Here is an 11,548-nt window from a genome sequence, read left to right as displayed (position 1 = left end):
CGCTGCGTCAGATCACGGCAGAGCGGTGATCAGCTTCTCCACATCCACCCGCGGGCCGGTGAAGAACGGCACCTCCTCGCGGACGTGCAGACGGGCCTCGGTGGCGCGGAGGTCGCGCATGAGGTCGACGATGCGGTACAGCTCGGGCGCCTCGAACGCGAGAATCCACTCGTAGTCGCCGAGTGCGAACGAGGGCACGGTGTTGGCGCGGACGTCCTTGTACGTGCGGGCCGCCATGCCGTGGTCGGCGAGCATCTTGCGCCGCTCGTCGTCGGGGAGCAGGTACCACTCGTAGGAGCGGACGAACGGGTACACGCAGATGTAGTTGCCCGGGTCCTCACCGGCCAGGAACGCCGGAATATGGCTCTTGTTGAATTCGGCGGGACGGTGGCACGCGACGTTGCTCCACACGGGCTTGCTCGCGCGGCCCAGTGCGGTGGTGCGGCGGAAGTCGGCGTAGGTGGCCTGGAGGGCTTCGATGCTCGCGGAGTGGGTCCAGATCATGAAGTCGGCGTCGGCGCGCAGGCCGGCCACGTCGTAGAGCCCGCGCACCACGACACCCTTGTCGGCCTGACCTTCGAAGAAGATCCGCGCCTCCTTTATCACAGCTTCCCGGTCGTCCCCGAGTACACCGGGTTCCACCTGGAACACCGAGAACATGAGGTAGCGGATTTCAGAGTTCAATGCGTCGAAGTCGAGGCGTGCCATGGGTCTATCGTGCCACTCGCCCGGCGAGCCGTGCAGCCGCCGTCGTCGCAGCGGCCACACACGCGGGAACACCCACCCCGTGCAGCAGTGCCCCGGACACCTCGAGACCGTCCAGACCTGCGACTTCCTGCTCGATCACCGCCACCCGCTCGAGATGGCCGGGACCGTACTGCGGCAGGCCGCCGTGCCAGCGCTGGACGTGGACCGCGACGGGCTCCGCGGACACCCCGGTGACGGTCGCGAGGTCCCGCCGGGCCGCGGCAATCAGCTCGTCGCCGGGTGCGTCGACGACGGCGGCGTCGCCGAACCGTCCGAACGACGCCCGGACGAGGGTCACCTCCCGCTCGGCGAGGTGCGGCCACTTGCGGCTCGACAGGGTGAAGGCTTTCGCGCCGAGCGCGGCGTCGGTGGCGACGAGGATCCCGGAGTTCTGCGGGAGGTCGACCCGGATCGGCAGCGCCAGCGCGACGACAGCCGAGGAGGCCAGCGGGATGTCCGCGGCGGCCGCCGACGCGCGGGGGGCGATGCCGGCGAGCAGGTCGGCGAGCTGCGGGGCGGGCACGGCGAGCACGATCCCGTCGACGCGGCCCACCGGGTCCGCCGACCAGCCGTCGCCGTCCCGGCCGAGCGTCCGGATCCGCTGGTGCACGATCTCCGCCGACGCGGCCTCCGTCAGGGCGCGCAGCAGGACGCCGTAGCCGTCGCGAAGCGCCCCGAACACCGGTCCGGGGGACGGGGCGGGGAGGGCGTCCGCCACGGCCGCGGACAGGCTCGTGGCACCGCGGTCGAGCGCGGCCGCGAGTGCGGGGAGCGCGGCACGGACGCCGATCGTGTCCGCCAGACCCGAATAGACCCCTCCGAGAAGCGGATCCACCGACCGCTGGACCACCTGCGCGCCGAACCGGTCGCCGACCAGTGCACCGACGGCGATGTCCGCGCCCGGTGTCCAGTCGAGGGGCACCGTCTGCTCCCCCGCCACCCGCGCGAGTGTCAGGTCGTCGACGAGACCGCGCAGACTGTTCCCGTCGGCGGGGATCCCCATGAGGGTGTCGGCCGGCAGCGGGTGCAGCGCGTCCTCGGACCAGATGAGCGGCCGCAGTCCCGCCGGGTACACCAGCTGGTCGGAGAGGCCGAGTTTGCCGAGCAGGGCGGGCAGTTCCGGGCGCCGCGCGATGAAGGCTTCCGCCCCGACGTCGACGGGCTCCCCCGCCAAGTCGACTGTGCGCAGCTTGCCGCCGAGCCGCTCCGCGCCGTCGGCGAGGATGATCCGGGCATCGTCGCCGAGCCGTTGCCGCAGCCGGTACGCGGCGACGAGCCCGGAGATGCCGCCGCCGACGACGAGAACGGTCGGCGACGACCCGGTCACAGTGAGTGCACCAGCTCGACCAGCGCGGTCAGCGCGCCCGGGTCGGTGTCGGGCAGGACGCCGTGCCCGAGGTTGAAGATGTGTCCTGTGGCGCCGGCGGCGAGGGCGGCGTCTGCTTCCGCGGTGATGCGGCGGACCTGCTTCTCGACGGCTGCCGGACCCGCGAACAGCACAGCGGGGTCGAGGTTGCCCTGGAGCGCCTTGCCCGGGCCGACCCGGCGCGCCGCCACGTCCAGGGGGATGCGCCAGTCGACGCCCACCACGTCGGCGCCCGCTTCACCCATCGCACCGAGCAGTTCACCGGTGCCGACTCCGAAGTGGATGCGCGGCACCTTCGCGCTCTCCACCTCGGCGAACACCCGCTCGGAGTGGGGCAGCACGAATTCCCGGTACTCGGCGAGGGACAGCGCGCCGGCCCACGAGTCGAACAGCTGGATCGCGTCGACGCCGGCGCGCAGCTGGGTCTGCAGGAAGGTGATGGTGGTGTCGGCCAGGGAGCCGAGCAGCGCGTGCCACGTCTTGGGGTCGGAGTGCATGAGTGCCTTCGTGCGCTCGTGATTGCGGCTCGGACCGCCCTCGACCAGGTACGAGGCGAGGGTGAACGGGGCTCCGGCGAAGCCGATCAGCGGCGTCGACCCGAGTTCCGCGGTGAGCAGCTGCACGGCCTGGGCGACGGCGCCGACTTCCTCGGGCACGAGGCGGGGCAGGGCGGCGACGTCCGCGATCGACCGGACCGGGTTCGCGACGACGGGACCGGTGCCGGCGACGATGTCGAGATCGATGCCGGCGGCCTTGAGCGGCACCACGATGTCGGAGAACAGGATCGCGGCGTCGACGCCGTGCCTGCGCACGGGCTGCATGGTGATCTCGCAAACAAGCGCCGGGTCGAAGCACGACTCGAGCATGCCGACCCCCGACCGGATCTCGCGGTACTCGGGAAGCGAGCGGCCCGCCTGCCGCATGAACCACACCGGGCGACGGCCGGGGGTCCGGCCTTCCGCGGCCGCCAGGAGGGGTGCGTCGGGGAGCACCCGCCTCGCGGCGTACGTCGCCCGTTCACTCATGCCTGCATTGGTGCTTTCCAACCCGCTCATCGGTCCTCGCGCTCTCTGCCTGCTCGAATTTCGGCAGCTCTCATGCTGCCATGCCGGGACTCCGCCGCCGATCGGCCCTGCTCGGCGCGCCTCCGACGAGATGTGTGGGTCCGGGTCTAACGTCCCGAGCTGTGACGACTTCGGGATCGCCCGCCGAACCGGCCGAGTTCCGCGCCGCGGTCGAAGCGATGAATTCGGCGCAGGTTCGCGCGGACATCGAGCTGGGCCCCATCCGGCCCCCGCAACGGCTCGCGCCGTACAGCTACGCGGTCGGCGCAGAGGTCGTGCACGAGGAGACCGGGGTCGTCGCCGAACAGAGCGAGGGTGACGCGTTCGGCAGATTGATCCTCCTGTTCGACCCCGAGGGCGACGAGGCCTGGAACGGCACGATGCGGCTGGTCGCCTACATTCAGGCCGATCTCGACGCCGCCGTGGCGTCCGACCCCCTGCTTCCCGAGGTGGCGTGGAGCTGGCTCGTCGACGCACTCGAGTCGCGCCACGAACCGCTCAACGCGCTCGGCGGGACGGTGACGGCGACGACGTCGGTGCGCTACGGCGACATCGCCGGTCCCCCGCATGCGCATCAGCTGGAACTGCGCGCGTCGTGGACGGCGACGTCGGTCGAACTGGCCACGCACGTCGAGGCGTTCTGCGAGGTACTGGCGTACGCGGCCGGTCTGCCGCCCGCCGGGGTGTCGCAGCTGCGGACGCTGGACGGCAAATAGTCAGGCCGATTCGGTGCCCGCCGCGGGCACGTCGGTGGTGGCGCTGCGCGACCATTCCAGGAATCGTCCGACCGCCTGCGTGACGGAGATGCTGCGGATCGAGGGGAACACGTCGAACGCGTGCTGCGCGCCCTTCAGTTCCGCGTATACGACGGGATTGTCGGACACCTGCCGGAGTTCGTCGACGAAGATCCGCGCCTCGGCGACGGGAATGAGCGAATCGCTCGTGCCGTGGATCACGAAGAACGGCGGTGCGTCCGCCCGGAGGTGCGCGAGCGGCGACGCGGCCCGGTAGTCGTCGGGGAACTTGGGCTGCTTGCCGAGCACCATCGGCATCAGTCCGGAGTGCACACGCTGGAGGACGGCTTTGATTCCGGTGTCGCCGGCAATGTCGTAGACACCGTAGTACGGGACGCACGCCTGAACCGACGTGTCGACGTCCTCGAATCCCGGCTGCAGGTGACTGTCGTTCGCGGTGAGTCCCACCATGGCGGCGAGGTGGCCACCCGCGGAACCACCTGTGACGGCGATGAAGTCGGGGTTGCCGCCGTATTCCTCGACGTGCTCGCGAAGCCAGGCCAGGGCCTGCTTGATCGCGATCAGGTGCTGCGGCCACTTCGCCTTCGGCGACAGCGGGTAGTTGACGGCCGCGCACACCCACCCCCGCGAGGCCATCTCGAGCATGAGTGGCAGACCCTGCTGATCCTTGTTCCCGATCACCCATCCACCACCGTGAATCTGCAGGAGGACCGGGCTCTTCGACGGCAGATCCTGCCGGTGGTAGATGTCGAGGCGGGCCCGGCGCCCGCCCGGCCCGTACGCGAGGTTGCGGACCCGGGTGACCGCATTGTTCCGCATCCAGAACGGGTTGAGAAGTTGCCGCCACACGGGTCGCCCCGGATGGTCGATGGCGCTGTCGCGGTCAGTGTAGTTCTCGCCGAGCGTCTCGACGAGAGCGGATTCGGCTTCCGCTCCGGCGCCCCGGCCGGTGGCGATCACGGCGGCGAGGCCGGCGGCGGATGCGGCGGCCAGCGCGAGGCCGACGCGGTCGCTTCGGGTCCGCGTTCCGTGCCGCGCGGCGTGCTGGGCGGCGTCGGCGGCGGTCACGGCGAGGAGGTGCGGCGCGAGTTCGGTGGTGAGCCACCCCGAGAAGAACGCGACCACCGACGTGGGCGCGCCGGGCAGGGGACGCAGGGCGTTGGCGGCGAGTGCGGCGCCGACGGCCTGCCGGAGAACGAAGCCTCGGGTCATACCCCAACCGTAGAACATGTTCTAATCAACCGGTTGCCCACCCCGGCCCGCGGGCGCCGGATCGAGAACGAGACGGAACGGCATCCCGCGGTGCCGGATGCGACGCCGACCTCGCAGTTACACGATTCGATGGACCAACTTCTAGAACGTGTTCTAGTATCGGACACATGCAGCGACTCAGCGGTCTCGACGCGTCCTTCCTCTACCTCGAAACGTCGACGCAACTCCTCCACGTCTGCGGAGTCATCGTCCTCGACGTCTCGACGGTTCCGGGCGGCTACACGTTCGCCCAGCTCAAGGCGGAGCTCGGCGCGCGCACCGAGGCGATTCCCTCGTTCCGGCGCAAGCTGCAGGACTCGAAGTTCAACCTCGACCACCCCGTGTGGGTCGAGGACACCGACTTCGACATCGACCGGCACTGCCATCGCGTCGCGCTCCCCGCCCCCGGCGGCCGCGACGAACTGGCCGAGCTGTGCGGGGACATCGCAGGCATCCCCCTCGACCGCGCCCGGCCACTGTGGGAGATGTGGGTGATCGAGGGTCTCGAGGACGGTTCCGTCGCCGTGATGTCGAAGATGCACCACGCCGGGGTCGACGGCATCACCGGCGCCAACATGATGGCCCAGCTGTGCGGCCTCGAACCGGACGCACCACGCCCCGGCCCCGGCGACTCCGCCGAGAGCGCGGGGCAGGCGAGCACACTCGACATCGCCGTGGGCGGGCTGCTCGCGGTCGCGTCCCGTCCCGCGAAACTGCTGAGAATCGTCCCGCAGAGCCTGACGCTGCTGCCCCGCTGGATCGGCCGGGCCCGCCGCGGCGCGGCGATGCCCGCGCCGTTCACCGCGCCGCGCACGTCCCTGAACGGCACGTTGACCAGTCACCGCAATCTCGCGTTCACCCAACTCGACCTCGAGAAGGTCAAGACGGTCAAGGACGCGTTCGACGTCAAGGTCAACGACGTGGTGCTCGCACTGTGCTCGGGCGCACTGCGGAAGTACCTGCAGAATCGCCGGGAGCTGCCCGACAAGTCGCTGGTCGCCATCGTCCCGGTCTCGGTCCACGGAAAGTCGGACCGGCCGGGCACCAATCAGGTGTCCGGCATGTTCACCCAACTCGGCACCCAGATCGAGGATCCGGCCGAACGCCTGCTCGCGATCGGCGAGCACAACACGACATCCAAGGAACACAACGAGACCCTCGGCGCGAGCCTGCTGCAGGACTGGTCCCAGTTCGCCGGGCAGGCCGTGTTCGGCACCGCCATGCGCCTCTACTCGACCCTCGGCCTGGCGGAACGGCATCCGGTGGTCCACAACCTGGTGATCTCCAACGTGCCCGGGCCGTCGGTCCCGCTGTATTTCCTCGGCGCCCTGATCAAGGCGATGTATCCGCTGGGCCCGATCTTCCACGGCGCCGGGCTCAACGTGACGGTGATGTCACTGAACGGTCAGCTCGACGTCGGCCTGATGAGCTGCCCGGAACTCGCACCCCACCTCTGGGACCTCGTCGACGCGTTTCCCGCAGCGTTGGACGAGCTCGTCGAGGCAGCGGGGAACCGATCGTGAACCCGCCGGTGCGCTGCGGGAATCCCGAAGCGACGTAGAGTCAGCTGTCATGTCCGAAGTCACCGACGACGCCTCGTCACCCGGCCCCGCCGAAGAGCCCGGCCGGCAGATCGTTCCCCTGCTCGCACCACGGGACGGCGTTCCCGACGTCGTGACCACGGCGGAGGGTGTCGCGAAGGCCGCGGCCGCGCTGAGCGAGGGCACCGGGCCGCTCGCCGTCGACGCCGAGCGGGCGTCCGGCTTCCGCTATTCGGCGCGGGCGTACCTCGTGCAGCTGCGCCGGGAGGGTGCGGGGACGGTGCTCCTCGACCCGATCCCCACCGCCGCCGATCTCGCCCCGCTGGCGGAGGTGATCAACCCGCTGGAGTGGATCCTGCACTCCGCCGACCAGGATCTGCCGGGGCTCGCGGAGATCGGCCTGGCACCGGCGACTCTGTTCGACACCGAACTGGCAGGGCGCCTCGCCGGGTTCGAACGGGTCGGTCTCGCCGCGATCGTCGAGCGGACGCTGGGCCTCGAACTCCGGAAGGGCCACGGCGCCGCCGACTGGTCGAAGCGGCCGCTGCCCGACTCCTGGCTCAACTATGCCGCCCTCGACGTCGAGGTTCTCGTCGAGTTGCGGAACGTGATGGCCGCGGAACTCGACGAGCAGGGCAAGAGCGATTGGGCTGCACAGGAATTCGAGCACATCCGGCTCGCGGGGCCACCGAAGCCCAAGGCCGACCGCTGGCGGCGGACGTCGCACATCACGTCGCTGAAGACGCAGCGGCAACTCGCCGCCGCACGCTCCCTGTGGCAGGCCCGTGAGGACCTCGCCCGTAAACGCGACGTCTCCCCCAGCCGGGTCCTACCGGATTCCGCGATCATCGACGCCGCGACGAAGGATCCCCGGAGTATCGAGGCACTGCGGGCGCTGCCCGTGTTCGGCGGTCCCCGCCAGCGGCGGCACTCCCGGATCTGGCTGCAGGCGCTCGAGGATGCCCGGGCGGTGCCGGACTCCGAACTCCCTCCGAAGACCCCACCGTTCACGGGACCGCCGCCGGCGAGCCGGTGGGCGCGACACGACCCCGACGCCGCCGAGCGGCTGACGGCGGCCCGCGCCGCGCTGGCCGCTCTCGGTGACGAGGTGTCGGTGCCGGTGGAGAACCTGGTGACCCCGGAACTCGTCCGCAGGTTGTGCTGGGACTGGACGGCCCCCGAGGGCGGCGAGGTCGAGGCGGCGATCGACCGGGTGCTCGACGCGGGCGGCGCCCGCCCCTGGCAGCGGATGCTGACCGTGCCCGTGCTGGCGACCGCACTGCTCTCCGCCGCCGAGAGCAAGGGTTCCGACGGCGACTGATCGACTGCACCGACACGCGAGTGAGCGCGTGAATTCCCGATGAGATACCCATTAAGTTACCCGCGAGTAACGGTAGGGGTACGCTGGTCTGGAGGCCGGACGCCTGGCCGTGATCCGGAACCAAACTGCTCCATCAGGAGGAATTCGCGTGGCTCCATCCACCACAACTCAACGCAGCGTCGTGTTCGTCGACGGCATCCGCACTCCGTTCGGCAAGGCCGGCCCCAAGGGCATCTACGCGGAGACCCGCGCGGACGACCTCGTCGTCAAGACAATCCGCGAGCTGCTTCGCCGTAATCCGCAGCTCGACCCCGCGCGCATCGACGAGGTCGCCATCGCCGCGACCACGCAGACGGGCGATCAGGGTCTCACCATCGGCCGCACCTCCGCGATCCTGGCCGGGCTCCCCGAGACGGTCCCCGGTTTCGCCATCGACCGCATGTGTGCCGGTGCCATGACGTCCGTCACCACCACCGCGTCGGGCATCGGCTTCGGCCAGTACGACGTGGTGATCGCCGGCGGCGTCGAGCACATGGGCCACCACCCGATGGGCGAGGGTGCAGACCCGAACCCCCGATTCCTCGCCGATCGCCTCGTCGACCCCAGCGCGCTCGTCATGGGCAACACGGCCGAGAACCTGCACGACCGGCTCCCGACCATCACCAAGGACCGGACCGACGCGTACGCCGTCGCGAGCCAGAACAAGTACGAGGCCGCCCGCAAGGCCGGCTTCATCGCCGACACCCTCGTGCCCATCGCCACCCGCTCCGCCGCGGGCTGGGGTCTGGCCACCGAGGACGAGCCGCCACGTCCGGGCACCACGCTCGAAGACCTCGCCAAGCTGAAGACGCCGTTCCGTCCCGCGGGCCGCATCACCGCGGGTAACGCGGCCGGTCTGAACGACGGCGCGACCGCCGCCCTCCTCGCCGGTGAGGACACCGCGCTCGAACTCGGACTGCCGATCGGCATGCGCATGGTCGGATTCGCGTTCCAGGGCGTCGACCCCGCCGTCATGGGCATCGGCCCGGTGCCGGCCACCGAGAAGCTGCTGGCCCGTACCGGCCTGAAGATCGAGGACATCGGCCTGTTCGAGATCAACGAGGCCTTCGCCGTTCAGGTTCTCGCGTTCCTCGAGCACTACGGCATCGCCGACGACGATCCGCGAGTCAACCAGTGGGGCGGCGCCATCGCGTGCGGCCACCCCCTCGCGTCCTCCGGTGTCCGCCTGATGACCCAGCTGTCCCGCCAATTCGCTCAGCGCCCCGACGTCCGCTACGGCCTGACCACGATGTGCATCGGTCTGGGCATGGGCGGAACCGTGATCTGGGAGAACCCGAACTTCGATGGAGCCAAGTAGATGACCGACATTGCAACGGCATTCGCCGACGAGGTCGTGACAAACGCGTACACCAAGACCGTCGCCGTACCCGGCATCGAGGGCCCGGTCGCGCTGATCACCCTCGACAACGGTTTCGACCACACCAAGCCGTCATCGTTCGGCCCGGGCGGCCTGAAGGCCCTCGACGCCGCATTGGACGAGGCGTTCGCCGCCCATCCCGTCGCGATCGCGATCACCGGCAAGCCCTTCATCTTCGCCGCGGGCGCGGACCTCAAGGGTGTTCCGAGCATCACGAACCGTGACCAGGCGCTCGAACTCGGCCGGCTCGGGCACAAGGTGTTCCGCAGGCTGCGCGAGTCGTCCGTGCCGACATTCGCGTTCGTCAACGGCGTCGCGCTCGGCGGCGGGCTCGAGGTCGCGCTGCACAGCCACTACCGCACCGCATCCGAGAGCGCGGGCGCCCTGGGTCTGCCCGAGACGTTCCTCGGACTGGTCCCCGGCTGGGGTGGAACGCAGTTGCTGCCCAACCTCATCGGTCCCTCGAACGCCGTCACCGTCGTCCTCGAGAACGCGCTGAACCAGAACAAGACGCTCAACCCGAAGAAGGCCCTCGAACTCGGCGTCGTCGACGCGGTGTTCGGTTCGGCCGACTTCCTCGAGCAGTCGTTCGCCTGGGCCGCACAGGTCCTGGCCGGCGAGATCACCCCCGCACGCCCCGAGATCGACCGGGGCAAGGGCTGGGACGACGCGATCGCCCGCGCCAAGGCGATCGTCGAGGGCAAGACCAAGAACAACGCACCCGGACCGGTCAAGGCAGTCGAACTCCTCGAACTGGCCCGGACCACCGATCTCACCGATCCCGCATCGCTCGACAAGGGCTTCGCCGCCGAGGACGAGGCGCTCGCCGACCTGCTGCTCGCCGACGAGCTCCGCGCAGGCCTGTACGCGTTCGACCTGGTGAACAAGCGCGCCAAGCGTCCCGCAGGCGCACCGGACAAGTCCCTCGCCCGCAAGGTCACCGGCGTCGGCATCGTCGGTGCCGGTCTGATGGCCAGCCAGCTCGCGATGCTGTTCGTTCGCCAGCTCAAGGTGCCGGTCATCCTCACCGACATCGACCAGGAGCGCATCGACAAGGGCGTCGGCTACGTCCACGGCGAAATCGACAAGCTGCAGGGCAAGGGCCGGTTGTCCCCGGACGCGGCGAACCGCCTCAAGGGTCTCGTGTCCGGCTCGTTGGACAAGGCCGCGTTCGCGAAGACCGACTTCGTGATCGAGGCAGTGTTCGAAAACCTGGACCTGAAGAAGAAGATCTTCGCGGAACTCGAGGAGCACATCACCCCGGAGACCATCCTCGCGACCAACACGTCCTCGCTGTCGATCACCAAGATGGCCGCGGACCTGAAGCACCCCGAGCGGGTGGTCGGCTTCCACTTCTTCAACCCGGTCGCCGTGCTTCCCCTGCTCGAGGTCATCAAGGGCGAGAAGACCGACGACGCCACGCTGGCAACGGCGTTCGCCACCGCCAGGGCGCTCAAGAAGTCGGCCGTCGGTTCCGCCGACCTGCCCGGGTTCGTCTTCAACCGGCTCCTGATCCGCACCCTCGGTGAGGTCATGAACGCGGTCGACGAGGGCACCCCGTTCGAGGTGGCCGACAACGCCATCGCCGAACTCGGCATGCCGATGACCCCGTTCACCCTGCTGTCCCTCGTCGGGCCGGCGGTCGCGCTGCACACCGGCGAGACGCTTGCCGAGGCGTACCCCGAGCGCTTCCACAACTCCCCCGGACTCGAGGCGCTGGTCGAGGCCAAGAAGTCGGCGGTGTGGAGCTACGGTGCCGACGGCAAGCAGGTCGTCGACCCCGAGGTCGCCGAACTGTGGAAGCAGGGCGACAAGGCGTCCACGTCCGAAGAGGTTCTGGAGCGCACGCGTCGCGCGTTCGCCGAGGAGATCCAGATCATGCTCGACGAGGGTGTCGTCGCCGCGGCCGAGGACATCGACCTCTGCCTGATCCTGGGCGGCGGGTTCGGCTTCTGGAACGGTGGCATCACGCCGTACCTGGACCGCACCGGCACGTCCGAAGCCGTCAACTGCAAGCGGTTCCTGGCACCGGGCGTCGCGAGCGTCTGACCCCAGGTGAGTGGCGACGTGTGCCCCGGCACACGTC

Annotated in this window: 9 protein-coding genes; 5 read left to right on the top strand and 4 right to left on the bottom strand. The window is 69.8% G+C overall.

The window, feature by feature from the left end; genetic code table 11:
- Positions 1-12: 12 nt before the first annotated feature.
- Genes hemQ through hemE form a run of 3 tightly spaced genes read right to left on the bottom strand, consistent with a single transcriptional unit; the run spans position 13 to position 3,138 of the window.
- Positions 13-708, bottom strand: a complete 696-nt coding sequence (gene hemQ, locus ACFWAY_RS44015) for a hydrogen peroxide-dependent heme synthase (RefSeq protein WP_037240550.1) — start codon at positions 706-708, stop codon at positions 13-15.
- A gap of 4 nt (positions 709-712) precedes the next feature.
- Positions 713-2,074, bottom strand: a complete 1,362-nt coding sequence (locus ACFWAY_RS44010; RefSeq protein WP_378514934.1) for a protoporphyrinogen oxidase — start codon at positions 2,072-2,074, stop codon at positions 713-715.
- Positions 2,071-3,138, bottom strand: a complete 1,068-nt coding sequence (gene hemE, locus ACFWAY_RS44005) for a uroporphyrinogen decarboxylase (protein WP_378455137.1) — start codon at positions 3,136-3,138, stop codon at positions 2,071-2,073. The genes ACFWAY_RS44010 and hemE overlap by 4 nt, the downstream gene beginning before the upstream one ends.
- A 161-nt stretch (positions 3,139-3,299) precedes the next feature.
- Between hemE and ACFWAY_RS44000 the strand changes: the two genes are divergently transcribed.
- Positions 3,300-3,893: a DUF3000 domain-containing protein gene (locus ACFWAY_RS44000; RefSeq protein ID WP_378455138.1), complete on the top strand. Its 594-nt coding sequence runs from the start codon at positions 3,300-3,302 to the stop codon at positions 3,891-3,893.
- Here ACFWAY_RS44000 and ACFWAY_RS43995 read toward each other — a convergent pair whose 3' ends face one another.
- On the bottom strand, positions 3,894-5,144 hold the full coding sequence (locus tag ACFWAY_RS43995) for an alpha/beta hydrolase fold domain-containing protein (protein ID WP_378514932.1): 1,251 nt from the start codon (positions 5,142-5,144) through the stop codon (positions 3,894-3,896).
- A gap of 167 nt (positions 5,145-5,311) precedes the next feature.
- Between ACFWAY_RS43995 and ACFWAY_RS43990 the strand changes: the two genes are divergently transcribed.
- The 4 genes from ACFWAY_RS43990 to ACFWAY_RS43975 all read left to right on the top strand — a co-directional run bounded on the left by ACFWAY_RS43990 (position 5,312) and on the right by ACFWAY_RS43975 (position 11,511).
- On the top strand, positions 5,312-6,706 hold the full coding sequence (locus ACFWAY_RS43990) for a wax ester/triacylglycerol synthase family O-acyltransferase (protein WP_378514931.1): 1,395 nt from the start codon (positions 5,312-5,314) through the stop codon (positions 6,704-6,706).
- Positions 6,707-6,755: 49 nt separating this feature from the next.
- The gene (locus ACFWAY_RS43985; RefSeq protein WP_378514930.1) at positions 6,756-8,045 is read left to right on the top strand and encodes an HRDC domain-containing protein; all 1,290 of its coding nucleotides are present in this window, start codon (positions 6,756-6,758) and stop codon (positions 8,043-8,045) included.
- Positions 8,046-8,193: 148 nt separating this feature from the next.
- Positions 8,194-9,402 (top strand): thiolase family protein, encoded by a 1,209-nt coding sequence (locus tag ACFWAY_RS43980; RefSeq protein ID WP_378514928.1) that lies wholly within the window; start codon positions 8,194-8,196, stop codon positions 9,400-9,402.
- Positions 9,403-11,511 (top strand): 3-hydroxyacyl-CoA dehydrogenase NAD-binding domain-containing protein, encoded by a 2,109-nt coding sequence (locus ACFWAY_RS43975; protein ID WP_378514927.1) that lies wholly within the window; start codon positions 9,403-9,405, stop codon positions 11,509-11,511.
- Positions 11,512-11,548: the final 37 nt, after the last annotated feature.

It is taken from the genome of Rhodococcus sp. NPDC059968 (assembly GCF_042738615.1).
Classification (GTDB): domain Bacteria; phylum Actinomycetota; class Actinomycetes; order Mycobacteriales; family Mycobacteriaceae; genus Rhodococcus_F.
The sequence above is the reverse complement of the archived record's forward strand: the minus strand, read 5'-3'. Positions and strand labels throughout refer to the sequence as shown.

What these genes read in the sequence shown, in the direction of transcription:
- hemQ (WP_037240550.1), bottom strand. Translation starts at nt 708, where the DNA reads ATGGCACGCCTCGACTTCGACGCATTGAACTCTGAAATCCGCTACCTC.
- hemE (WP_378455137.1), bottom strand. Translation starts at nt 3,138, where the DNA reads ATGAGTGAACGGGCGACGTACGCCGCGAGGCGGGTGCTCCCCGACGCA.
- ACFWAY_RS43995 (WP_378514932.1), bottom strand. Translation starts at nt 5,144, where the DNA reads ATGACCCGAGGCTTCGTTCTCCGGCAGGCCGTCGGCGCCGCACTCGCC.
- ACFWAY_RS43990 (WP_378514931.1), top strand. Translation starts at nt 5,312, where the DNA reads ATGCAGCGACTCAGCGGTCTCGACGCGTCCTTCCTCTACCTCGAAACG.
- ACFWAY_RS43985 (WP_378514930.1), top strand. Translation starts at nt 6,756, where the DNA reads ATGTCCGAAGTCACCGACGACGCCTCGTCACCCGGCCCCGCCGAAGAG.
- ACFWAY_RS43975 (WP_378514927.1), top strand. Translation starts at nt 9,403, where the DNA reads ATGACCGACATTGCAACGGCATTCGCCGACGAGGTCGTGACAAACGCG.